Annotated in this window: 19 protein-coding genes and 1 pseudogene; 12 read left to right on the top strand and 8 right to left on the bottom strand. The window is 70.8% G+C overall.

The features are described 5' to 3' along the window. Positions 1–7 precede the first annotated feature (7 nt). The gene (locus tag AC07AG_RS17995; protein ID WP_478756033.1) at positions 8–889 is read right to left on the bottom strand and encodes a Cgl0159 family (beta/alpha)8-fold protein; all 882 of its coding nucleotides are present in this window, start codon (positions 887–889) and stop codon (positions 8–10) included. After that, positions 882–1,880, bottom strand: a complete 999-nt coding sequence (gene iolC, locus AC07AG_RS18000; RefSeq protein ID WP_478756034.1) for a 5-dehydro-2-deoxygluconokinase — start codon at positions 1,878–1,880, stop codon at positions 882–884. The genes AC07AG_RS17995 and iolC overlap by 8 nt, the downstream gene beginning before the upstream one ends. Before the next feature lie 136 nt (positions 1,881–2,016). Here iolC and AC07AG_RS18005 point away from each other — a divergent pair, with 136 nt between their 5' ends. The 5 genes from AC07AG_RS18005 (at position 2,017) to AC07AG_RS18025 (ending at position 7,380) form a co-directional block, all read left to right on the top strand. After that, positions 2,017–2,916: a sugar phosphate isomerase/epimerase family protein gene (locus AC07AG_RS18005; protein ID WP_478756035.1), complete on the top strand. Its 900-nt coding sequence runs from the start codon at positions 2,017–2,019 to the stop codon at positions 2,914–2,916. Positions 2,917–2,920: 4 nt separating this feature from the next. Then, positions 2,921–3,880: a helix-turn-helix domain-containing protein gene (locus tag AC07AG_RS18010; protein ID WP_478756036.1), complete on the top strand. Its 960-nt coding sequence runs from the start codon at positions 2,921–2,923 to the stop codon at positions 3,878–3,880. Between the two features lie 481 nt (positions 3,881–4,361). Further along, positions 4,362–4,559 carry a helix-turn-helix transcriptional regulator gene (locus AC07AG_RS18015; protein ID WP_361046820.1) on the top strand — a complete coding sequence of 66 codons (198 nt, stop codon included), beginning with the start codon at positions 4,362–4,364 and terminating at the stop codon, positions 4,557–4,559. A gap of 180 nt (positions 4,560–4,739) precedes the next feature. Then, positions 4,740–5,060: a heavy-metal-associated domain-containing protein gene (locus AC07AG_RS18020; RefSeq protein WP_478756037.1), complete on the top strand. Its 321-nt coding sequence runs from the start codon at positions 4,740–4,742 to the stop codon at positions 5,058–5,060. An 82-nt stretch (positions 5,061–5,142) separates the two neighbouring features. Then, positions 5,143–7,380: a heavy metal translocating P-type ATPase gene (locus tag AC07AG_RS18025; protein WP_478756038.1), complete on the top strand. Its 2,238-nt coding sequence runs from the start codon at positions 5,143–5,145 to the stop codon at positions 7,378–7,380. Positions 7,381–7,835: 455 nt separating this feature from the next. On the opposite strand, the gene AC07AG_RS18030 is transcribed toward AC07AG_RS18025, so the two are convergent. Next, entirely contained in the window at positions 7,836–9,182 is a 1,347-nt protein-coding gene (locus AC07AG_RS18030; RefSeq protein ID WP_249589823.1) for a citrate synthase, read from the bottom strand. 124 nt (positions 9,183–9,306) lie between these two features. Further along, positions 9,307–11,610: an SF1B family DNA helicase RecD2 gene (gene recD2 / locus AC07AG_RS18035; RefSeq protein WP_478756039.1), complete on the bottom strand. Its 2,304-nt coding sequence runs from the start codon at positions 11,608–11,610 to the stop codon at positions 9,307–9,309. Between the two features lie 337 nt (positions 11,611–11,947). Here recD2 and AC07AG_RS18040 point away from each other — a divergent pair, with 337 nt between their 5' ends. After that, a complete protein-coding gene (locus AC07AG_RS18040; RefSeq protein ID WP_478756040.1) occupies positions 11,948–12,487 on the top strand; it encodes a DUF937 domain-containing protein in 540 nt (179 codons plus the stop codon). A gap of 253 nt (positions 12,488–12,740) precedes the next feature. On the opposite strand, the gene AC07AG_RS18045 is transcribed toward AC07AG_RS18040, so the two are convergent. The 3 genes from AC07AG_RS18045 to AC07AG_RS18055 are packed head-to-tail and all read right to left on the bottom strand — an operon-like array spanning position 12,741 to position 15,897. Then, positions 12,741–13,577, bottom strand: a complete 837-nt coding sequence (locus AC07AG_RS18045) for a sugar phosphate isomerase/epimerase family protein (RefSeq protein ID WP_478756041.1) — start codon at positions 13,575–13,577, stop codon at positions 12,741–12,743. Further along, a complete protein-coding gene (locus AC07AG_RS18050; protein ID WP_478756042.1) occupies positions 13,574–14,734 on the bottom strand; it encodes a dihydrodipicolinate synthase family protein in 1,161 nt (386 codons plus the stop codon). Before AC07AG_RS18050 ends, AC07AG_RS18045 begins: the two co-directional genes overlap by 4 nt. Further along, entirely contained in the window at positions 14,731–15,897 is a 1,167-nt protein-coding gene (locus tag AC07AG_RS18055) for a Gfo/Idh/MocA family protein (RefSeq protein WP_478756043.1), read from the bottom strand. The genes AC07AG_RS18050 and AC07AG_RS18055 overlap by 4 nt, the downstream gene beginning before the upstream one ends. A 121-nt stretch (positions 15,898–16,018) precedes the next feature. Here AC07AG_RS18055 and AC07AG_RS18060 point away from each other — a divergent pair, with 121 nt between their 5' ends. The 4 genes and pseudogenes from AC07AG_RS18060 to AC07AG_RS18075 all read left to right on the top strand — a co-directional run. Next, positions 16,019–17,095, top strand: a complete 1,077-nt coding sequence (locus AC07AG_RS18060; RefSeq protein ID WP_478756044.1) for a LacI family DNA-binding transcriptional regulator — start codon at positions 16,019–16,021, stop codon at positions 17,093–17,095. A 41-nt stretch (positions 17,096–17,136) separates the two neighbouring features. Next, positions 17,137–17,709, top strand: a complete 573-nt coding sequence (locus AC07AG_RS18065; protein ID WP_478756045.1) for a Uma2 family endonuclease — start codon at positions 17,137–17,139, stop codon at positions 17,707–17,709. Between the two features lie 86 nt (positions 17,710–17,795). After that, complete coding sequence (locus AC07AG_RS18070; RefSeq protein ID WP_478756046.1) at positions 17,796–18,746, top strand: bifunctional helix-turn-helix transcriptional regulator/GNAT family N-acetyltransferase; 951 nt, start codon at positions 17,796–17,798, stop codon at positions 18,744–18,746. Further along, a pseudogene (locus AC07AG_RS18075) lies at positions 18,743–19,459 on the top strand (sugar phosphate isomerase/epimerase family protein); the annotation flags it as partial. The gene AC07AG_RS18070 and the pseudogene AC07AG_RS18075, both read left to right, overlap by 4 nt. On the opposite strand, the gene AC07AG_RS18080 reads toward AC07AG_RS18075, so the two are convergent. Next, positions 19,413–20,396, bottom strand: coding sequence for an EamA family transporter (locus tag AC07AG_RS18080; protein WP_478756047.1), 984 nt, complete (start codon positions 20,394–20,396; stop codon positions 19,413–19,415). The pseudogene AC07AG_RS18075 and the gene AC07AG_RS18080 sit on opposite strands and share 47 nt — an antisense overlap. A gap of 124 nt (positions 20,397–20,520) precedes the next feature. Between AC07AG_RS18080 and AC07AG_RS18085 the strand changes: the two genes are divergently transcribed. Both AC07AG_RS18085 and AC07AG_RS18090 read left to right on the top strand, forming a co-directional pair. Continuing rightward, complete coding sequence (locus AC07AG_RS18085; protein WP_478756048.1) at positions 20,521–21,531, top strand: LysR family transcriptional regulator; 1,011 nt, start codon at positions 20,521–20,523, stop codon at positions 21,529–21,531. Between the two features lie 389 nt (positions 21,532–21,920). After that, positions 21,921–23,759, top strand: coding sequence for a glycoside hydrolase family 3 protein (locus AC07AG_RS18090; RefSeq protein WP_478756049.1), 1,839 nt, complete (start codon positions 21,921–21,923; stop codon positions 23,757–23,759). Positions 23,760–23,880 lie beyond the last annotated feature (121 nt).

Genomic DNA, 23,880 nt, shown 5'->3' on the forward strand with positions numbered 1-23,880 from the left:
GGCCCTCCTACAGCAGTCCGACAGCGGTGTCGACGGCGCCCGCCACGTCGCCGTCGGCCGGGTACAGCAGCGTGCGCCCGGCCACGAGCCCGTGCACGGTCGGCAGTTGGAGCGCGCCGCGCCACTTCTCGTACGCGGCGTCGCTGTCGTCACCGAGGTCGCCCCCGAGGAGGACGGCGGGCAGGGTCGAGGCCTCCATGACGCGCGCCATGTCGTCCGGATTCTCGGTCACGGGGACCTTCAGCCAGGTGTACGCCGATGTCCCGGCGAGCCCCGAAGCGATGGCGATGGACGTGGTGACGGCCTCGGCGCTCAGGTCGTTGCGCGGCGGACCGCCGTCGGGGGCGCGGCGGCACAGGAACGGCTCGACGAAGACGGGCAGCTTCCGGGCGGCCATGGCGTCGATCGCGCGGGCGCTGGAGTACAGGGTGGCCAGGGAGCCGGGGTCCTCGTGGTCGACGCGCAGCAGGAGCTTGCCCGCGTCGAAGCCGAGCCGGTCGATGTCCTCGGCCCGGTGGCCGGTGAACCGGTCGTCCAGCTCGAACGCGGCGCCCGCGAGCCCGCCCCGGTTCATCGACCCCATGACGACCTTGCCGTCGAGGGCGCCGAGCAGCAGGAGGTCTTCGAGGATGTCGGCGGTGGCCAGCACGCCGTCCACGCGGGGGCGCGAGAGCGCGAGGCAGAGCCGCTCGAGGAGGTCACCGCGGTTGGCCATGGCCAGCTTGTCCCCGCCGACGGAGAGTGCGCCCCGTGCGGGGTGGTCGGCAGCGATGATCATCAGCCGCCCGCTGTCACCGAGGAGCGGACGCCGGGAGCGCCGGGCCGCGGCCTCCGCGATGGCCTCGGGGTGCTGGGCCCGGGTCCTGACGAGTTCGGCGAGGTCAATCATGCGTCACGGCTCCCGCGGCGAGCGCCGCCTCGACCTCGTCCGGGAACGGCATCGCGGACGAACACTCCAGGCGGGACGCGACGATCGCCCCCGCCGCGTTGGCGTACCGCATGATCCGCTCCAGTTCCCAGCCGGCGAGCAGCCCGTGGCACAGCGCCCCGCCGAAGGCGTCCCCGGCCCCGAGGCCGTTGAGCACCGTCACGGGCAGCGGCGGCACCTCCACGGCATCGCCCGAGCTGTTCATGGCGAGCACCCCCTTGGGGCCCTGCTTGACCACGGCGAGTTCGACACCGGCCTCCAGCAACGCGCAGGCGGAGGCGAGCGGTTCGCGCACTCCGGTGGCGATCTCGACCTCGTCGATGTTGCCCACCGCGACGGTGGCCCGCGCGAGCGCCTGCGCGTAGAAGCCACGGGCCTCATCCGCCCGCTCCCAGAACATCGGCCGCCAGTCGAGGTCGAAGACGGTGAGCCCGGCCTTCGCCCGATGCCGGAGCGCGGCCAGCGTCGCCGACCGGCTGGGCTCCGCGCAAAGGCCCGTCCCCGTCATCCAGAACACCCGCGCGGAGGCGATCGCGCCGAGGTCGAGCTCCTTCTCGTACATCTCCAGATCGGGCGCCTTCGGCTGCCGGTAGAAGTAGAGCGGGAAGTCGTCCGGCGGGAAGACCTCGCAGAAGGTCACCGGGGTCGGCAGGCCCGCGACCCCGCTCACCCACCGGTCGTCGACCCCGAACTCCCGCAGCTCCCGGTGCAGATAGTCCCCGAAGGGGTCCTCGCCGGTGCGGGTGACGACGGCGGTACGGCGGCCGAGCCGCGCGGCGGCGACGGCGACGTTCGACGCCGAGCCGCCCAGGAACTTGCCGAACGTGCTGACATCGGCGAGCGGCACCCCGGCCTGCAGGGGATAGAGATCCACCCCGATCCGGCCCATCGTGATGACGTCGTACGGATCGATGACGTCATGCTGATCGACGACGTCGTTCGGATCGGTCACCCTGCACTCCCTTTCGGCATCGCCCCCTTGAGGCCTCCCCTAGGTCTATTCCGCCCCACGAACCCTGTCAACACATTGTCCTTACATTCGGACCACTCCTTGACACCGTTCCGCGGCGCCCTGAAAGCTGGCGGACATGACGACGCTGTCACGCATCCGGATCGGATCGGCCCCCGACTCGTGGGGGGTGTGGTTCCCCGAGGATCCGGGCCAGGTGCCCTGGAGCCGATTCCTCGACGAGGTGGCGGACTCCGGATACGAGTGGATCGAGCTCGGCCCGTACGGCTATCTGCCCACGGATCCGGCCGTACTGACCGCCGAGACCCACAAGCGCGGCCTGAAGGTGTCGGCGGGAACGGTCTTCACGGGCCTGCACCACGGACCCTCCGTATGGGACAGGACATGGGCCCATGTGGCCGACAACGCCGCGCTCGCGCAGGCGATGGGCGCCGAGCACCTCGTCGTGATCCCGTCCTTCTGGCGCGACGACAAGACCGGCGAGGTCCTGGAGGACCGCACGCTCACCCCGGAGCAGTGGCGTCAGCTCACGCTGCAGACCGAGCGGTTGGCGTACGAGGTGCGCGAGCGCTACGGCCTGCGCGTGGTCGTCCATCCGCACGCCGACACGCACATCGACGACGAGAAGAACGTCACCCGCTTCCTCGACGCGACGGACTCCGACCTCGTCTCGCTCTGCCTGGACACGGGCCACTACGCCTACTGCGGCGGCGACAACGTCAAGCTGATCGAGACGTACGGCGAGCGCATCGGCTATCTGCACCTCAAGCAGGTCGACCCGGCTGTCCTTGCCGAAGTGCGCGCGCAGGAGATGCCGTTCGGGCCCGCCGTGGCCCGCGGTGTGATGTGCGAGCCGCCGACCGGGGTGCCCGCCATCGAGCCGGTCCTCGCGGCGGCCCAGAAGCTGGGCGTCGAGCTGTTCGCCATCGTCGAGCAGGACATGTACCCGTGCCCGCCGGACAAGCCGCTGCCCATCGCCCGCCGCACCCGCTCGTATCTGCGCTCCTGCGGCGCCTAGTCCGGTGGACGGCTGGGAGGTCGCGCTCGCGTCACCCCACCCCCGGCTGCGGCCGGGGATCATCGTCTACCGCGGCTTTCGGCTCGCGCTCGGACGGCCGCGGCGCAGGCTCGAAGTGCCGATCGGCGCGGTGACACTGATGCTCGGCTTCGAGCATCCGGTGCGGATATCCGGCCTCGCGGGTTCGGGGCGGCCGGGGCAGTCAGGGCGTTCGGGACAGTCGCGGCATGCGCGGCATGCGCGGCCTGCGCGGCAGCCGGGGCAGGAGCCCGTGACACTGGTCTCGGTGCTCTCGGGGCTCGGCACGACACCGGTGGTCGGCGAGCACGACGGCCGGCTCGCGGGCATCGAGGTGCTGCTCGCCCCCTGGGCCGCGTTCACCCTCTTCGGCACCGCCCTGCACGAGGTGGCGGACCGGAACCTCGACCCGGACGCGCTCGGCGTCCGGCCCGGCCCCGGCCGCTGGAGCAGCGTGGCGGAACTCGCGGCGGCGCTCGGCGCACTGCCCTCGTGGCGCGAGCGTTTCGCCCTCCTTGACGACGTCTTCGCCCGCTGGTCCGAGGCCGGGCCGCCGTCCTGCGAGCGCACGGTGCGGGCGTGGAGCGAGCTGGTGCGCGCCCGGGGCGCCGCTCCCGTGGCGCACATCGCCGAGGAGGTCGGCTGGAGCGTACGCCAGTTGGAGAACCGCTTCCGGGAGCAGATCGGCATCGGGCCCAAGGCCGCGGGGCGGGTCCTGCGGCTGCAGCGGGCGCGGCGGATGCTGGTGGCGGGGCGCACCCAGGCGGAGACGGCCGCGCTCTGCGGCTTCTACGACCAGGCGCATCTGAGCGGCGAGTTCAGGGCCATGACGGGCTGCACACCGCGCGAGTTCGCCGCGATGCGGCGTGCGCTCCGGACGCCGGGCGGCGGACCGCTGTCGGCCGACCGGCTCACGGACGAGCCGACGAGCCTGATCCTGGCCTGAGGCCGTGCGGTGTCGACTGCCGCGCGCCACCGACTGCCGCGCGGTGCGGTTTTTTCCAATACGCCGGGCCCCGCCGGAGGCAGTCTGTTGCCTTCGAGCCATGTGACACGGGGAACCTTCGTCGCCGTCACGGCACGGGGGATGCAAGGAAGCCGGTGGACCGGGCCCGGCGCAGCGGGCCCGGTCCACCCCGCTTCCGTTCTCCGCCTCACTCTCCGCCTCACTCTCCGCATCCGTGCGCCTGTCGTGCGCCGCACCACCGCGCCCCCCGGATGCATCACAAGCGTCACAAACAACCTCTTCCTGTCACACATGTCCCGCCTACGCGGGTCTTCCGTCACAGCCAGTCGACAGCCGCCCTCCTGCCTCAACTCGGCGTCGTTCACCGGGCACAGGCTGAGTGATCGCCAGCGTCGCGCCGCAGCTCCCCCGACGGCTCCCCCCGAGCCGCCCCTGTGGCGCCCGCAGGGAGGTGCCACTGATGACCGACCGAAGGCTCTGGTCCTACAAGGACATCGCCGCACACATCCGGGTGCAGCCGGACACCGTGCGCTCCTATCGCAAGCACGGCCTGCTCCCCGAACCCGACCACGTGGAGTCCGGGAAGCCCTACTGGTACGCGGACACCATCCGCGCCTGGGTCGCCGCGAGGCCGCGCAACCGCGGACGCAGAGACTGAACGCCCCCGTGGGACACCACCCTGGCCCTCCGCGGTGGCCACCCCGTTGAGGTGTACCCCCTAGGGGTATAGTGTGGTGAGTGTCAGGGGGCCTCCGGGAACACCGGGACCACTCCTGCACATTACGACGCATACGCACGCACACACGCCGCACCCTCACCGATCACCGAGGAGAACGACATGAGCGCCCAGACCGAGCTCCCGCAGGCCGAGACCTCCGGCTCCTGCTGCTCCCCCAGCGGTTCCTGCCACTCCGACGGCGCCGCCGGGACGCCGCAGGGTGCCGTGACGACCGTGTACGAGGTGACCGGCATGACCTGTGGCCACTGCGAGGGTGCCGTCTCCAGCGAGATCTCCGAGATCGCCGGCGTCAGCTCGGTCAAGGCGGTGGCCGCCACCGGCCAGGTGACCGTGGTCTCCGAGGCCCCGCTCGACGAGGCCGCGGTCCGCGCCGCGGTCGACGAGGCGGGCTACGAACTCGCCGGTGTCAGCAAGGCCTGACCCTCCCCTTGCCGGGTACCCCGGGCCCTGTGACACCGTCACAGGGCCCGCAGCCGCTTCACCCCAGACGTACGAAAGAGCCATGAACGAAGTCGAACTCGCCGTCGGCGGAATGACCTGCGCCTCATGCTCCGCCCGCATCGAGAAGAAGCTGAACCGCGTGGAGGGCGTGACCGCGTCGGTCAACCTCGCCACGGAGAAGGCGAAGGTCTCGTACGCGGAAGGGGTCGAGGTCGGGCAGCTGATCGCGACGGTCGAGAAGCTCGGCTACACCGCGCAGGAGATCGTCCCGGCCCCCGATGAGCCGGAGGCGCCCGCCACCACCGCCGACATCACCGAGCCCGACACCCTGCGCGGGCGGCTCATCGGCTCGGCGCTCCTGTCCCTGCCCGTCGTCCTCCTGGCGATGATCCCCGCGCTGCAGTTCGACAACTGGCAGTGGCTCTCGCTGACCCTGGCCGCGCCCGTCGTCGTCTGGGGCGGGTTCCCCTTCCACAAGGCGGCGTTCACGAACCTGCGGCACGGCGCCGCGACCATGGACACGCTGGTGTCGGTGGGCACGCTCGCCGCGTTCGGCTGGTCGCTGTGGGCGCTCTTCCTGGGGGACGCGGGGATACCGGGGATGCGGCACGGCTTCGCGTTCACGGTGTCGCGCGCCGACGCGTCCTCGACGCTCTACCTCGAGGTCGCCGCGGGCGTCATCACCTTCATCCTGCTCGGGCGCTGGCTGGAGGCCCGCGCGAAGCGGAAGGCGGGTGCGGCCCTGCGGGCCCTGCTCGAACTGGGCGCCAAGGACGCGGCCGTGCTGCGGGACGGCGCCGAGGTCCGGGTCCCGGTCGCGCGGCTCGTGGTCGGCGACCGTTTCGTCGTACGCCCCGGAGAGACCGTCGCGACCGACGGCACCGTCGTCGACGGCGCGTCCGCGGTCGACGTCTCGATGCTGACCGGTGAGTCCGTCCCGGTGGACGTGTCCGCGGGCGACGCGGTGACCGGGGCGACCACGAACGTCTCGGGGCGGATCGTCGTCGAGGCCACGCGCGTCGGCGCCGACACCCAACTGGCCAGGATGGCCAGGCTCGTCGAGGACGCCCAGACCGGCAAGGCCCAGGTGCAGCGCCTGGCCGACCGGATCGCCGGGATCTTCGTGCCGGTCGTCCTGATGATCGCCACCGCCACGCTCGGCGGCTGGCTCGGCGCCACCGGCGACGCGACCGCCGCCTTCACGGCGGCCGTCGCCGTCCTGATCATCGCCTGCCCGTGCGCCCTCGGCCTGGCGACGCCGACCGCCCTGATGGTCGGCACGGGGCGCGGCGCGCAGCTCGGCATCCTCATCAAGGGCCCCGAAGTCCTCGAATCCACCCGCCGGGTGGACACCGTCGTCCTGGACAAGACCGGGACAGTGACGACGGGACGCATGACGCTGCGGGACGTGTACGCGGCCGGGGAGACCGAGGAGAAGCAGCTGCTGCGGCTCGCGGGGGCCCTGGAGCACGCCTCCGAGCACCCGGTGGCACGGGCGGTCGCGGCGGGCGCCGCCGCGGAGTTGGGGCTGGAGACGGGCGCTCTGCCCTCCGTGGAGGGGTTCGAGAACGTCACCGGGTCCGGCGTGCGCGGCACGGTCGAAGGCCACGCGGTCCTCGTGGGGCGTGAGCGGCTGCTCGCGGAGGCGGGCGTCGATGGACTCGCCTCGGTGGCCGCGCTCAGGGCGAAGGCCGAGACGGCGGGACGTACGGCCGTCCTGGTCGCCTGGGACGGCGTGGCACGCGGTGTCCTCACCGTCGCCGACACGGTCAAGGACACCAGCGCCGAAGCGGTGCGCGAGCTGCGCACGCTGGGTCTGACGCCGGTGCTGCTCACCGGGGACAACGAAGCCGTCGCCCAGGCGGTGGCGAAGGCCGTCGGCATCGGGGCGGAGGCCGTCTACGCCGAGGTCCTGCCCGAGGACAAGGTCGATGTCGTACGGCGGCTGCGGGGCGAGGGCAAGGTCGTCGCGATGGTCGGGGACGGGGTCAACGACGCCGCCGCGCTCGCCACCGCCGATCTGGGCCTTGCGATGGGCACGGGCACGGACGCGGCCATCGAGGCGAGCGATCTGACGCTGGTGCGCGGGGACTTGCGCGGGGCCGCCGACGCGATCAGGCTCTCCCGTAAGACCCTCGCCACGATCAAGGGCAATCTCTTCTGGGCCTTCGGCTACAACGTGGCCGCGCTGCCGCTGGCCGCGGCCGGACTCCTGAACCCGATGATCGCGGGGGCGGCGATGGCTTTTTCTTCAGTCTTTGTCGTCACCAACAGCCTCCGTCTCAGGACTTTCACATAGTCTCTTCACATACTGGTTGCAGCATTCTCACGTCCGAGTCTTGATCGGCATATCGGAACTCTTGCGCATGTACAGGACATATGCAGGAGACGCAGATCACAGCGATCCCAACGTAACCATTCGGGGGGCTCGTGAGTCTAAGAGGCGATGCTGGAGACGTCTTGGGGGACGTCTCTAGACATCGGGGACATCTTGGGGGATGTTCCTAGGAATGCGTTGGCCGGGACACGTGCACCGGGGAGCTTGAGCGGCCCTCCTGGTACGTACGCGTCCCGGCAGATCGCAGGACGAACAGCACGACTGGCGCGCTGCCACCACAGACGCCCGGCCGGATCCCGTGGGGGGAATCCGCACCGGGAAACAGGAAAGCGCCCCGACCGCCGACCCGTGGGGGGATCGGCGGCGGGGCGCTTTTCGCTTGGCGTGCTCTGTCGCGCGCGCCTGCGGCGTGCGGGTCAGCGACCCTCGACCGGGACGAAGTCCCGGAGAACCTCACCGGTGTAGATCTGGCGCGGGCGCCCGATGCGGGATCCCGGCTCCTTGATCATCTCGTGCCACTGCGCGATCCAGCCCGGAAGACGGCCGAGCGCGAACAGCACGGTGAACATCTCGGTCGGGAAGCCCATCGCGCGGTAGATGAGGCCCGTGTAGAAGTCCACGTTGGGGTAGAGCTTGCGCTCGACGAAGTAGTCGTCGGCCAGCGCGTGCTCCTCGAGCTTCAGCGCGATGTCCAGCAGCTCGTCGTCCTTGCCGAGAGCCGAGAGGACGTCGTGCGCCGCCGCCTTGATGATCTTCGCCCGGGGGTCGAAGTTCTTGTAGACGCGGTGCCCGAAGCCCATGAGCTTCACGCCGTCTTCCTTGTTCTTCACCTTGCGGATGAAGTTGTCGACGTCGCCGCCGTCCTGCTTGATGCCCTCGAGCATCTCCAGGACGGACTGGTTGGCGCCACCGTGCAGCGGGCCCCAGAGGGCCGAGATTCCGGCGGAGATCGAGGCGAACATGTTCGCCTGCGACGAGCCCACCAGACGCACGGTGGAGGTCGAACAGTTCTGCTCGTGGTCCGCGTGCAGGATCAGGAGCTTGTCGAGCGCGGAGACGACGACCGGGTCCAGGTCGTACTCGGCGGCCGGCACCGAGAAGGTCATGCGCAGGAAGTTCTCGACGTAGCCGAGGTCGTTGCGCGGGTAGACGACCGGGTGGCCCACGGACTTCTTGTAGGCGTACGCCGCGATCGTCGGAAGCTTGGCGAGCAGGCGGATCGTCGAGAGGTCGCGCTGCTCCTCGTCGAACGGGTTGTGGCTGTCCTGGTAGAACGTCGACAGCGCGCTGACCACGGACGACAGCATCGCCATCGGGTGGGCGTCACGCGGGAAGCCGTCGTAGAACCGCTTGACGTCCTCGTGCAGCAGCGTGTGCTGCGTGATCTCGTTCTTGAAGCTGGCGAGCTCGTCGACCTTCGGCAGTTCGCCGTTGATCAGCAGGTACGCCACCTCGGTGAAGGTGGAGCGCTCGGCCAGCTGCTCGATCGGATAGCCGCGGTACCGCAGGATGCCCTGCTCGCCGTCGAGGTAGGTGATGGCGGATTTATACGCGGCGGTGTTGCCATAGCCGCTGTCCAGGGTCACCAGACCGGTTTGGGCGCGGAGCTTCCCGATGTCGAAGCCCTTGTCGCCGACAGTCGAATCGATCACCGGGTAGGTGTACTCGCCATCGCCGTACCGCAGTACTACAGAGTTGTCGCTCACGTCATCCCTCACCGACGTTGTGCCTCTTCTTCGAGGTGCCCTGACTGTCTCTACCATCCCCCATTTGGCCCTGGAGAGTGCACTCGGGGTCGACCATTGGGCCTATTGGCGGCACTGAGTGCCGCCAACTTACTCATCCTGCCCCCCAGTGCCCGGTTGCGGAAGTGGTGTGTGACCTTTCCTACTCGTTTGATCGATCAAAATTTCGGGGGGTTGATCCGGGGGTGGTTCCTGGGGTGGAACCACGGCCTCCGGCGAGCCGGAAGTCCAGGGCCGTACAGCGTCTGCCCGCGGAGACCGTGCGCACCGCTTGTCCCAGAGCCTTGCGCGAACCGACCAGGACGACCAGCTTCTTGGCGCGCGTGACCGCCGTATAGAGCAGATTTCGTTGCAGCATCATCCATGCCCCCGTGGTCACGGGGATCACCACCGCCGGATACTCGCTGCCCTGGGACCGGTGGATGGTGACCGCGTACGCATGGGCCAGTTCGTCCAGTTCGTCGAAATCGTACGGAATCTCCTCGTCCTCGTCCGTAAGGACCGTGAGCCGCTGCTCGTCGGAATCGAGCGAGGTGACTACTCCGACGGTGCCATTGAAGACGCCGTTCTGCCCCTTCTCGTAGTTGTTGCGGATCTGGGTGACCTTGTCGCCGACGCGGAACACCCGGCCGCCGAAGCGCTTCTCCGGTACGTCCGGCCTGCTGGGGGTGATGGCCTGCTGGAGCAGGCCGTTCAGGTTGCCCGCGCCCGCCGGGCCGCGGTGCATGGGCGCGAGCACCTGGACGTCGCGGCGCGGGTCGAGGCCGAACTTCGCCGGGATGCGGTGCGCGGCCACGTCCACCGTGACCCGGCCCGCGTCCTCGGTCTCGTCCTCCACGAAGAGGAAGAAGTCGCTGAGGCCCTGAGTGATGGGCAGCACCCCGGAGTTGATCCGGTGGGCGTTCGTGACGACGCCGGACTGCTTGGCCTGGCGGAAGATGTGGGTGAGCCGGACGGCGGGGACGGGGCTCTGCTCGCTGAGCATGTCGCGCAGGACCTCGCCGGCGCCGACGCTCGGCAGCTGGTCCACGTCTCCGACGAACAGGAGGTGGGCGCCGGGGGCCACGGCCTTCACCAGCTTGTTGGCCAGGAGCAGGTCCAGCATGGACGCCTCGTCGACCACGACGAGGTCGGCGTCGAGCGGGCGGTCCTTGTCGTACGCGGCGTCTCCTCCCGGCTTGAGCTCCAGGAGGCGGTGGACGGTGGAGGCCTCCGCTCCGGTGAGCTCGGCGAGGCGCTTGGCGGCGCGGCCCGTGGGGGCGGCAAGGACGACCTTGGCCTTCTTGGCGCGGGCCAGCTCGACGATGGACCGGACCGTGAAGGACTTTCCGCAGCCGGGGCCTCCGGTGAGGACGGCGACCTTCTGCGTCAGGGCGAGCCTGACCGCCGCCTCCTGCTCGGGGGCGAGGTCGGCGCCGGTGCGGGTGGCCAGCCAGGACAGGGCCTTGTCCCAGGCGACGTCCTGAAAGGCGGGCATGCGGTCCTCGGGGGTTCTGAGGAGGCGCAGGAGCTGGGCGGAGAGGGAGAGTTCCGCGCGGTGGAAGGGGACGAGGTAGACGGCGGTGACGTCCTCTTCCCCGGTGGGGCCGGGGACGGTCTCGCGTACGACGCCTTCGTCTTCCGTGGCGAGGTCCGCGAGGCAGTCGATGACCAGGCCCGTGTCCACCTGGAGCAGCTTCACCGCGTCCGCGATGAGGCGCTCCTCCGGGAGATAGCAGTTGCCCTGGTCGGTGGACTGGGAGAGTGCGTACTGCAGGCCTGCCTTGACGCGTTCCGGGCTGTCGTGGGGGATGCCGACGGACTGGGCGATGCGGTCCGCGGTGAGGAAGCCGATGCCCCAGACGTCGGCGGCGAGACGGTAGGGCTCGTTCTTCACTATGGAGATGGAGGCGTCCGCGTACTTCTTGTAGATGCGGACGGCGATGGACGTGGAGACGCCCACGCCCTGCAGGAAGACCATCACCTCCTTGATGGCCTTCTGTTCCTCCCAGGCCGCGGCGATCATCTTGGTGCGCTTGGGGCCCAGGCCGGGGACCTCGACGAGGCGCTTGGGCTCCTGCTCGATGATGTCGAGGGTGTCCACGCCGAAGTGGGTGGTGATGCGGTCGGCCATGACGGGGCCGATGCCCTTGATGAGGCCTGAGCCGAGGTAGCGGCGGATGCCTTGGATGGTGGCGGGGAGGATGGTGGTGTAGTTCTCCACCGTGAACTGCTTGCCGTACTGGGCGTGGGAGCCCCAGCGGCCCTCCATGCGGAGGGACTCTCCCACCTGCGCGCCCAGCAGTGCGCCGACGACGGTGAGGAGGTCGCCGCCGCCTCGGCCGGTGTCCACGCGGGCGACGGTGTACCCGTTCTCCTCGTTGGCGTACGTGATCCGCTCCAGGACCCCTTCGACCACTGCGGCTGTCGCTGCGCTGCTGGCTGCCGCTGCTGCTGGACTCGACATGAGCTGACGCTATCGGTCGGCGCTGACAGTGCGGGACGCCTGTGGATAACTCGGGGTTGGGGGCAGCCGGGGAGAGCGTGGATGGGCGTTGGGCGTAGCCAGGGAGAGCGTTGGGCGTTGGGCGTTGGGCGTAGCCGGGGAAAGCTTCGAGGGGGCCCGGTCTGTGACCGGGCCCCCTCGGGTCTCCCCTCCCCTGTCGGTACCCCGCGATCCCCCCAGATCTCCCCCCAGAAGTCCCGACGCAAAGTACGACCCGCGTCGGGCGGGAAGGGTTGCACGGGCAAGGCGACGAGTTTTCGGGGTGCCGACGAAGTGGTGCAGACGTAACTTTTGACCCATGAGCGAAGAATCTTCCGAAACTACGCCCGGGACCTCGCTGGAGAAGGATGTCCTCGACGAACTCGGCGACGACAGGCTTCAGGAGATCGCGGGGCTTCTGGGAACGGATGCTGCGGGGGCGCAGGACGTGGTGGGGACTACGGTGACTGCCCTTTCGGGGAACCTGCAGGAGAGGGCGGAGGACCCGGCGGAGGCGGCGGAGGTCCAACAGGCCTTGGCCGAGGCGGCGCCTCCGACTCCGGCTCCGGCTCCGGCTCCGGCTCCGCAGGGGATCGCCGGGTTCGGGGGGTTCGGGGGGCTTGCGGCGGGCGGGATGCTGTCCGGGGTGCTGGCGAAGATGAGCAGGCCGGTGGCGAATGCGGTGGCGAAGAAAACGGGCCTGCCGGCGGCGTCCGTGACCCGGGTGATCGAGCTGCTGATCCCGGTGCTGCTGACGGTACTGACGAAGCGTGCGTCGGCTTCGAAGGCGGCGGGGGGTGGGGGTGGGGGGCTAGGAGACTTGCTGGGCCAGATCCTGGGCGGCGGCAAGAGGAAGTAGCCGGGGGGCGGGGCCAAGGCTGCTGCGCTACTGGAGCGCAGGGAACCGTGCTCCGGGCGGACATACCGGCCCGTCCCCTCACGAGCGTGGCCGACTGCAGGCGCGAGCACACTGCGGTGCTGCTCCATCCTCGGGTGCGGGGCCGCGCCGGTATGTCCGTCCTCGCTATCGTCCAGTGACCGCAGGGCTACTGCGCTACTGGAGCACCGCGAACCGTGCTCCGGGCGGACATACCGGCCCGGGCTCGGTTACGTCACGCGTGCCGCACGTAGCTTTGGGCCGTGGTGGACAGGAGTTCCCTGCCGTTGCCCGACCACAGGTCCTCGTTGAAGAGTTCTACCTCTATCGGGCCCCCGTAGCCCGCCTCCTCCACCAAGGCACGCCACGACCGCAGGTCGATCGAGCCCTCCCCCAGCTGGCCCCTCCCGTTCAGGACGCCCTCCGGCAACGGAGTGATCCAGTCCGCCAGTTGGAAGGCGTGCAGGCGGCCGGCCCGGCCCGCGCGGGCGATCTGCGCGGGCGCCTGGTCGTCCCACCACACGTGGTACGTGTCCACGCAGACCCCGACCTGCGCAGCGGGAAAGCGCTCCGCCAGGTCCAGGGCCTGGGTCAGCGTGGAGACCACGCAGCGGTCCGACGCGAACATGGGGTGGAGAGGTTCGATGGCCAGGCGCACACCCCGGGACTCCGCGTAAGGAGCGAGCTCCGCCAACGCTTCGGCGATCCGGGAGCGTGCGCCCACCAGGTCCTTGCTGCCGGCAGGCAGGCCGCCGGACACCAGGACCAGCGTCTCCGTGCCCAGCGCCGCCGCCTCGTCGATCGCCGCCCGATTGTCGTCGATGGCCCGCACGCGCGCGTGCGGGTCGATCGCCGTGAGGAAGCCGCCCCTGCAGAGCGTGGTGACCGTCAGGCCCGCGTCGCGCATCAGCTTGGCGGTCCGCTCCAGGCCGTAGGACTGGACCGGCTCCCGCCAGAGGCCGACCCCCCGGACGCCCAAGTCCGCGCATGCCGCTGCCAGTTCGGGCAGTGACAGCTGCTTCACCGTCATCTGGTTGATGGAGAAGCGCGCCAGGGCCTCGCTCTCGCTCATTGGTCCACTCCGTACGTGGCGAGAAGGGATTTCATGCGGGTCTCCGCCAGGGTCGGGTCCGGGAAAAGGCCGAGCCCGTCCGCCAGTTCGTAGGCACGGGCCAGATGCGGCAGCGAACGTGCCGACTGGAGGCCGCCCACCATCGTGAAGTGGCGCTGGTGGCCTGCCAGCCAGGCCAGGAACACCACTCCCGTCTTGTAGAAGCGGGTGGGGGGCTGGAACAGGTGGCGGGAGAGTTCGACCGTGGGGTCGAGGCGGGCGCGGAACGCCTTGGTGTCACCGGTGTCCAGCGCGCGCACCGCCTGGGCCGCCAGCGGAGCCAGCGGGTCGAAGATGCCCAGGAGTGCGTGGCTGAAGCCCTGGTCGTCGCCCGCGATCAGCTCGGGGTAGTTGAAGTCGTCGCCGGTGTAGCAGCGGACGCCGTCCGGGAGGCGGCGGCGCAGTGCGATCTCGCGCCCCGGGTCGAGGAGGGAGATCTTGATGCCGTCGACCTTGTCCGGGTGCGCGGTGATGACCTCGAGGAACGTCTCGGTCGCCGCGTCCAGGTCCTCGCTGCCCCAGTAGCCGGTGAGCGCCGGGTCGAACATCGGGCCGAGCCAGTGCAGGATCACCGGCTCGCTCGCCTGGCGCAGGAGGTGTCCGTACGTCTCCAGGTAGTCGTCCGGCGACTTCGCCGCCGAGGCGAGCGCCCTGGACGCCATCAGGATCACCTGTGCGCCGCTCGACTCGACCAGGGTCAGCTGCTCCTCGTATGCGGAGCGGACCGCCGGCAGGTCGGCGGGGGACGTCAGTTGGTCCGTCCCCGCGCCGCAGGCGATCGCGCCGCCCACCGACCTCGCCTCCGCCGCGGACCGCGTGATCAGCTCCGCCGCGCCCTTCCAGTCCAGGCCCATGCCGCGTTGCGCCGTGTCCATCGCCTCGGCCACCCCCAGGCCCTGCGCCCACAGGTGGCGGCGGAAGGCGAGGGTCGCGTCCCAGTCGACGGCCGCCGGGGAGTCCGGGGAGACATCGGCGAAGGGGTCCGCCACCACGTGTGCCGCCGAGAAGACCGTGCGGGAGGTGAGGGGCGAGCCGCCCCCGGGTGCCACTCGCGAGGGCGCCCGGCGGGGCTCGTACGGGCGCGTGGTGCCGTCCGCGCGCGGCAGCAGGAGCGTCACTGGGCGATCTCCGGCACCTCGATGCGGCGGCCCTCGGCCGATGACTTCAGACCCAGTTCCGCGAGCTGCACGCCGCGCGCGCCCGCGTGCAGGTCCCAGTGGTAGGGCGCGTCCGCGTACACGTGCCGCAGGAAAAGCTCCCACTGGGCCTTGAAGCCGTTGTCGAACTCCTGGTTGTCGGGGATCTCCTGCCACTGGTCCCGGAAGGAGTGGGTGACGGGCAGGTCCGGGTTCCAGATGGGCTTGGGAGTCGAACTGCGGTGCTGTACGCGGCAGTTGCGCAGGCCCGCCACTGCGGAGCCCTCCGTGCCGTCCACCTGGAACTCGACCAGCTCGTCGCGGTTCACGCGGACCGTCCAGGAGGAGTTGATCTGCGCGATCGCACCGCCTTCGAGCTCGAAGATGCCGTACGCGGCGTCGTCCGCCGTCGCGTCGTAGGGCTTGCTCTGCTCGTCCCAGCGCTGCGGTACGTGCGTCGCGGCCAGCGCCTGGACGCTGCGTACGCGGCCGAACAGCTCGTGCAGGACGTACTCCCAGTGCGGGAACATGTCGACCACGATGCCGCCGCCGTCCTCCGCGCGGTAGTTCCAGGAGGGGCGCTGCGCGTCCTGCCAGTCGCCCTCGAAGACCCAGTAGCCGAACTCGCCCCTGATGGAGAGGATCTTGCCGAAGAAGCCGCCTTCGATCAGGCGCTTCAGCTTCAGGAGCCCCGGCAGAAAGAGCTTGTCCTGGACCACGCCGTGCTTGATGCCGGCCGCCTTGGCCAGGCTCGCCAGTTCCAGGGCGCCCGCGAGGCCTGTCGCGGACGGCTTCTCCGTGTAGATGTGCTTGCCCGCCGCGATGGCCCGCTTGATGGCCTCCTCGCGCGCGGACGTGACCTGGGCGTCGAAGTAGATGTCGATCGTGGGGTCGGCGAGGACGGCGTCCAGGTCGGTCGAGACGCTCGTTTCCGCGTCGAGTCCGTGGCGCTCCGCGATCTCCCGCAGGGCGTTCTCCCTGCGGCCCACCAGGACCGGCTCGGGCCACAGCACCGTGCCGTCGGCGTCGCCCAGGGCCAGTCCGCCCTGCTCGCGCAGGGCGAGCAGTGAGCGGACGAGGTGCTGTCGGTAGCCCATCCGTCCCGTCACACCGTTCATGGCGATGCGCACCGTCTTGCGAGTCACAGGGGTCCCTCCGTACGCAGGTAAGCGTATAGCAAGCGCTTTCTATCCAAGAAGAAGCTAGCCTGCCGGACAAGGTTCGGACAAGAGCTTCGGACCAGAGCCGTGACCGGAGGACGACGAGATGACCGTGACCCTGGCGGACGTGGCGGCACGCGCCCAGGTCTCCCCCGCTACCGTCTCCCGCGTACTGAACGGCAACTACCCCGTCGCCGCGGCCACCCGGGAGCGTGTCCTGCGGGCCGTGGACGACCTCGACTACGTCCTGAACGGGCCCGCGAGCTCGCTCGCCGCGGCCACGTCCGATCTGGTCGGCATCCTCGTGAACGACATCGCCGACCCCTTCTTCGGGATCATGGCGGGCGCCGTCCAGTCCGAGATCGGCGGCCCCGGCGGGCGCGCCGGCGGTGAGCGGATGGCCGTGGTCTGCAACACGGGCGGCTCCCCGGAGCGCGAGCTCACCTATCTGACCCTGCTCCAGCGGCAGCGTGCCGCCGCGGTCGTCCTGACCGGCGGCGCCCTGGAGGACCCCGCCCACGCCGCCGCGATGTCCGCGAAGCTGGCACGCCTGGCGGACGCGGGCACCCGGATCGTGCTCTGCGGGCGCCCGCCGCTGGAGGACTCGGACGCGGCGGTGGCCACCCTCACCTTCGACAACCGCAACGGCGGGCGGCGGCTCACCGAGCATCTCCTGACGCTGGGGCACCGCAGGATCGGGTACGTGGCGGGCCCGCTGGAGCGGACCACCACCCGGCACCGCCTCGAAGGACACCGGGACGCGCTCGCCGCGTCCGGCGCCGGGAACGCGGGGCACGCCGAGAGCGCCGACCAGGACGAACTGACCGTCCACGGCCCCTACACCCGCCGCTCCGGCTACGAGGCCACGCTCGAACTCCTGCGCCGTGCCCAGGACTTGACGGCCATCGTGGCCGCCAACGACACGGTGGCCCTTGGCGCGTCCGCCGCCCTGCGCGAGCGCGGCCTGCGCATCCCGCAGGACATCTCGGTGGCGGGCTTCGACGACCTGCCGTTCTCGGTGGACGCCGTCCCCGCCCTGACGACCGTACGACTCCCGCTGTACGAGGCGGGCGCCCGCGCGGGCCGCCTCGCCACGGGCGCGGAGGAGGCGCCGCCCGGGGGCGTGGCGACGATCGGGGCGGAGCTGATGGTGCGGGGGTCCACGGCGCCGCCGTGCCGCTGAGCCCTCGATGTCGTTGACATCACCGGGATAAGGAGGCTCATATGTCAGTCATGGTCATGGATGCACCCAGCGCCTGGGACGTACTGGACGGCGTCAACCTTCCCCGCGGCTACCGCGTCGAAATCACGGAGGGGAAGATCATCATGACGCCGCAAGGTGAGTACCAGTGGAAGGTCATCCTGAAAGCGGCCCCCCAGATTGAGCAGCAGCTCGCCGCCCATGGCGACATCCTCTCGGACGTCATGATCGACTTCCCCTCCAGCCAGTACGGCTACGCGCCCGACCTCGCGATCGTCGCCCCCGGATCCGAGCGCAACAGCCGTGGCCGCTTCGAGTGGCACAGCCTGGAGGCGGTCATCGAGGTCGTCTCGCGGAGCAGCCGGGACAACGACTTCGCCAAGAAGTTCCACCTCTACGCTGAGTGCGGCATCCCGGTTTACGTGGTGATCGACCCCGAGGACGGCGTCTGCACCGTCCACCGCGGACCGACCAGGACCGGGAGCTACGAGGACGAGGCCAAGATCCCCTTCGGCCAGGACCTCGTCCTGCCCCTCCAGGGACGCGACATCACCATCACCACCGACGGCTTCCCGAAGGCAGGAGATCTGGACTGAAAGGCATGGCGATCAGGGGCGACGCGGCGTACCGTTGACTCAGTCAAGGGTGATTCGCCTCGATCCCCCCCCTGGAGTGAGCCGCCGTGCCGCACGCCTCCGCCACGCCCGTCCAAGAGATCCGCGCCTTCAACCGCTTCTACACAAATCTCATCGGCGCCCTCGACTACAGCCGCCAGCTCTACGTCCCGTACACCCTCACCGAGGCCCGCGTCCTGTACGAGCTCGCGCACGCCCCGCATCTCGACGCCGCCGATCTGCGCGCCGAACTCTCCCTGGACGCCGGGTACTTGAGCCGACTGCTCGGCAAGTTCGAGAAGGGCGGGATCGTCGAGCGCGCACCGTCCGAGCGTGATCCGCGGCGTCAGCGCATCACGCTCACCGCGCGGGGGCGCGAGACCGCCGGGCTGCTGGACGAGCGGTCCAGCGAGGCCGTCGGCTCGCTGCTCTCGGCAGTCCCGGCCGCCGAGCGGCCACGCCTCGCGACCGCGCTGCGCACCGTGCGGGAGATTCTGAGCGGCGGCAAGGAGGGCTCAGGGGCTTCGCGGCCTCTTCTCCGCGAGCCCGGTCCGGGTGATCTCGGGTGGATCGTGCAGCGCAACGCCGCCCTGTACGCGGCCGAGTTCGGGTTCAACGCCGACTACGAAGGCCTGGTCGCCCGCATCGTCGCCGACTTCGCGGAGGATCACGATCCGCACCTGGAGCGGGTGTGGATCGCCGAGCTCGAAGGGCGGCCCGTGGGGTGCGTGATGTGCGTGCGCGACGAGGCGCCGGGCACCGCACGGCTGCGGCTCCTGCTCGTCGAGCCGGACGCCCGCGGGCACGGCATCGGGGATCAACTGGTGGGCGCCTGCGTCGAGTTCGCGCGCGGTGTCGGTTACCGCGAGATGACCCTGTGGACCAATGACATCCTCGGCGCCGCCCGCGCCATCTACCTCCGGCACGGATTCGTCCTGGTCGACGAGAAGCCGCACCGTTCGTTCGGCGTCGACCTGCTGGGGCAGGACTGGCAACTGCACCTAGGGTCGGCGTCATGAAACTCGCCTTCTCCACCCTCGGCCTCCCCGGACTCCCCGTCGCCGACGTGCTGAACCTGGCCACCACCCACGGCTATCACGGCATCGAACTGCGCGCGCACCCCGAGGAGCCGGTCCACCCGGGGATCGGCCTCACCGAACGGGCTGATGTGGCCGCCCAGTTCAAGACCGCGGGCATCGAGATCCTCGGAATCTCCGGGTACGCGCGCGTGGCAGCGCCCGGCGACGACGAGCCCGTGCTCGACGACATACGGTCCCTGCTCACCCTCGCCCGCGACCTGGGCGCCCCCTTCATCCGCGTCTTCCCCGGCGGCGGCACCGAACAGAGCGTGGAAGAGGCCGACGCGACGGCCGCCCGACGGCTCGGCACCGCGGCCGAGTACGCCGCGGACTTCGGCGTACGCATCCTCCTGGAGACTCACGACTCGCACCGCACGGGCGCCGCGGCGACCCGCGTGCTCGGCGCGGTCGGCCACCGTCACGCGGGCGCCCTGTGGGACGTGATGCACACCTGGCTCGGCGGCGAGTCCCCCGCCGAGAGCCTCGCGGCGCTCTCCCCGTACCTCGGCTACGTACAGGTGAAGGACATCGCGTCGACCGAGGACACGACGCCCCTCGGCCTGGGCGAGGGCGTCCTGCCGCTGGCCGAGACCGTGGACGCGCTGCTCAGCGGGGAGTACCGGGACGGCTGGCTGTGCTGGGAGTACGAGAAGCGATGGTACGAGGATGCGGCACCGCTGCCCGAACTCCTGGGCCCGGGGCGGGACTTCCTGTCGCGGCTCCTGAACCGCCACGCCTGACCCCGGCCAGGGAGGCCAGAGCCACCCCGCCGACCAGGAGCGCCGCCGCGCACCAGCCGAGTCCGCTCACCGACTCGTCGAGGACGAGCCCGGCCGCGGACATCCCGAACACCGGGACCAGGAGCGAGAAGGGGGCCACGGTCGAGGCGGGGTGGCGGCGCAGCAGGTAGCCCCAGGCGCCGAAGCCGAAGACCGTCGTGATCCACGCGACGTAGACGATGATGCCCGCGCCCTGCCAGTCCAGTGAGGCCAGGGCGGCCCGGTCGGCCGACGGGCCCTCGAAGAGGAGCGAGAGCGCCAGGAGCGGCAGGACCGGGACCGTGCTCACCCACACCATGAAGTTCAGCGAGTCGGGCGGGGACGCCTTGCGGGTCAGGACGTTCGACGCGCCCCAGCAGGCCGCGGCGCCGATCAGCAGCGCGAAGGCCGTGAGCGGACCCGCCTCCCCCTCGTCGACCGCCGCGACGCCGATGCCCGCGAGGGCGATCACCATGCCCAACAGGCGTACGCGGCCGGGGCGTTCACCGAGGGCCACGAAGGCGAAGAGGGCCGTGAACACCGCCTGGATCTGGAGGACGAGGGAGGACATCCCGGCCGGCATCCCCGCGTCCATGCCGATGAACAGCAGGCCGAACTTGGCGACCCCCAGGACGAGTCCGACCCCCACGATCCACTTCCAGGCGACCTTCGGCGGCCCCACGAAGAAGACCGCGGGCAGCGCCGCCACCAGGAAGCGCAGGGCGGAGAAGAGCAGCGGCGGGAAGTGGTCGAGGCCCACCTCGATGACGACGAAATTGACGCCCCATACGGCGGTGACGAGGACGGCCAGAAGGACATGTGCGGGTCGCATGCGTCGAGGATCACCCGCCGCGACCATGTAGGACCAGCGCGGATCTCTGCATGATGGGATGAAGCAACGCTTACGGATCGGGCGACGCCGACAGGTGCCGCCGACCACAAGGGGAGGGCTCTTCGTGCTCGATCTCGCTCGGCTCCGCGCCCTGCACGCCGTCTCCGTGCACGGCACCGTCGGCGCCGCCGCCACCGCGCTCGGCTACACCCCGTCCGCCGTGTCCCAGCAGATAGCCAAGCTGGAGCGCGAGACCCGCACCACCCTCCTCGAGCGGCAGGGCAGGGGCGTCGCGCTCACCGAGGAGGCACGTCATCTCGCTTCCACGGCGCAGGAGTTGATGGCGATCGTGGAGCGCGCCGAGACCGAGCTGGAGGAGCGGCGCGGGCTGCCAGCGGGGCGTCTGACCATCGCCGCGTTCGCCTCGGCGGCGCGCGGCCTGCTGCCCGCCTCCCTCGCGGACCTCGCCCTGCGGCACCCCGCGCTCGACGCCCGGATGTCGGAGATCGACCCGCATCTCTCGGTGGGCCTGGTGGCCAAGGGCGCGGTGGACATGGCGGTCGTGCACGACTGGGACGTCGCACCGCTGCCGACACCGCCCGGCGTCGAGCAGGCCGTCATCGGCGACGACTACTGCGACCTCGTGGTGCCCGCGGGCCACCGGCTCGCGGGGCGCGGCTCCGTGCGCCGCGAGGACCTGAAGGGCGAGCGGTGGATCACCCAGCCGCCGGGCCTCGTCTGCCACGAGTGGCTGGTGCGCACCCTGCGCGAGGCGGGCTGCGAGCCGGACATCGCGCACACGGCGGAGGAGAACCCCACCCTGGTCGCGCTGGTCGCGGCGGGGCTCGGCATCGCCCTGATCCCTCGCCTGGGCCGCGGCCCGGTGCCGGACGGCGCGGTCACGGTGCGGCTCGATCCGCTGCCGGTGCGACGGCTGTACGCACTGTGGCGGGAGGGGGCGTCGCGGCGCCCCGCGATCGCGGAGACGGTACGCACCCTGCAGGGACACTGGCTCGATGTGGCGCCCGAGACCGCTCCCGAGGCCGTCGCCGAAGCCGTCCCGGAGCCCGACCCCGAGCTGATTGCTGAACCCGCCCCCGAGCCCGTCCCCGAAGCCGCCGGAATGGCGGAATGACCGCCCCCTGAAACTCATTGCTCCCGCCCGCACCACTTTCCGGAAAACGCCCTCTGCCGGGAACCCACGCGAAGGCGCCCCCGTCCAACCGCCGTGCTGCCGGATGAGTCTCCGCGCGGCGGTGTCGGCATCGCTGCTGGCTGCGAACGCTGACCACCCTCTCTGCCGCCCGCGGCCGGCAGCATGCCGTCACCGGTGCGCCCCCTTCAACAGCGCCGGTGACGGCCCCTCTCCTGCACAGTGACTGCCGACTTCGGCTGCCGACGCCCTTGACCGGCAGAAATCTTCGGGATATCCGTGACTCTCGGAAAGTTTCCTTCAGCCGGTTTTCCCAGCCCGGCACCCGGTCCGGCTTCCGTCCCCCGAAGGACGTCCCCGAAGGAGCGCACATGTCCCACCGCAACGCCTCCAGACGCACTCTGCTCACCGCCACGGCCGTCGCCGCGACGGCTCTTGCCGCGCCCTCCGCCGCCCATGCGGCGGGCAGCGGCGACCGAGGCCGTGACCGGAAGCTGCGGGAGCTCATCTCCCGCATGAGCCTTGAGGAGAAGGTCGGCCAGCTCTTCGTGATGCATGTGTACGGCCACTCCGCCACGGAGCCCGACCAGGCGGACATCGACTCCAACCTCAAGGAGCTCGGCGTCCGCACCGCCGCGGAGGCGGTCGCCAAGTACCACCTCGGCGGCATCATCTACTTCGGCTGGGCCCACAACACCCGTGACCCGCACCAGATCGCCGCCCTCTCGAACGGCATCCAGCGCGCGGCCCTCACCCCCGACGCCCCGGAGCAGTCCCCCACCGCCCGCATCCCGCTGCTCATCTCCACCGACCAGGAGCACGGCGCCGTGGCCCGCGTGGGCATCCCCGCCACGCTCCTGCCCGGCGCGATGGCCCTGGGCGCCGCGGGCTCGCGCTCCACCGCGCGCAAGGCGGCCCGCATTGCGGGCACCGAGCTCCGCGCGCTCGGCATCCGGCAGAACTACGCGCCGGTCGCCGACGTGAACGTCAATCCCGCCAACCCCGTCATCGCCGTACGCTCCTTCGGCTCGGACCCCGAAGCGGTCGCCGGTCTGGTCGCGGCCCAGGTCAAGGGCTACCAGGGCGCGGACATCGCGTCGACGTCCAAGCACTTCCCCGGGCACGGCGACACCAAGGACGACAGCCACTCGAAGCTGCCGTACATCCACCACACCCGTGAGCAGTGGGAGACGCTGGACGCCCCGCCGTTCCGGGCCGCGGTGGAAGCGGGCATCGACTCGATCATGACCGCGCACATCGTGGTCCCCGCCCTGGACCCGGCCGAGGACCCGGCCACGCTCTCGCGCCCCATCCTCACCGGCATCCTGCGCGAGGAACTGGGCTACGACGGCGTCGTGGTGACGGACTCGCTCGGCATGCAGGGCGTCCGCACGAAGTACGGCGACGACCGCGTGCCGGTGCTCGCCCTGAAGGCGGGCGTCGACCAGCTCCTGAACCCGCCGAAGCCGGAGATCGCCTGGAACGCGGTGCTCCAGGCGGTGCGCGAGGGCGAGTTGACCGAGGAACGCCTCGATGAATCGATCCTGCGCGTCCTGCGCCTGAAGTCGAAACTCGACCTGTTCTCCGACCCGTACGTCTCCTCGCGCGGCGTCGACCGTGCGGTCGGCACGCGCGCGCATCTCTCCGCCGCTGACCGGATCGCCGACGAGACGACGACGCTGCTGCTCAACAAGGACGGTCTGCTCCCGCTGTCGCGGCGCACGCGGCGGAAGGTGCTCGTGGTGGGCGCGGACCCGGCGTCGCCCTCGGGGACGACGGGTCCGCCGACCACCGTGCTCGGGCGCGAGCTGACGGAGCTCGGCTTCTCGCCGACGGTCCTTCCGACGGGCACGGCCCCCTCCGCCGCGAAGATCGCCGAGGCGGTGGCGGCGGCCGCGGGCAAGGACGCCGTGCTCGTGGGCACGTACAACGTGGGGGCGGGGAGCGCACAGATCGCGCTGGTGGAGGCGCTGGTGGCGACGGGCGTCCCGGTCGTCGCCGTGGCGATCCGCAATCCGTACGACGTGGCGCGGCTGCCGTCCGTGGGCGCTTCGCTGGCCGCGTACTGCTGGACGGACGTCGAACTGCGCGCCGCGGTACGGGTGGTGGCGGGGCGCGTCGAGCCGCGGGGGAAGCTGCCCGTGCCGGTGCAGCGGGCGGATGATCCGGGGCAGGTGCTGTATCCGGTCGGGTACGGCCTGACGTACTGATCCGTACGCAGCGCCACCGGCGCGCCACCTCCACCTGACCCAAAGCACCCCATGCACCTGGCGTGCGCCCGCCCGCGCGGGTCACGCTGGGTGCACAGGTCGGGGGGATCGCCATGCTTGC

The sequence above is a fragment of the Streptomyces sp. NPDC044044 genome (assembly GCF_056434405.1).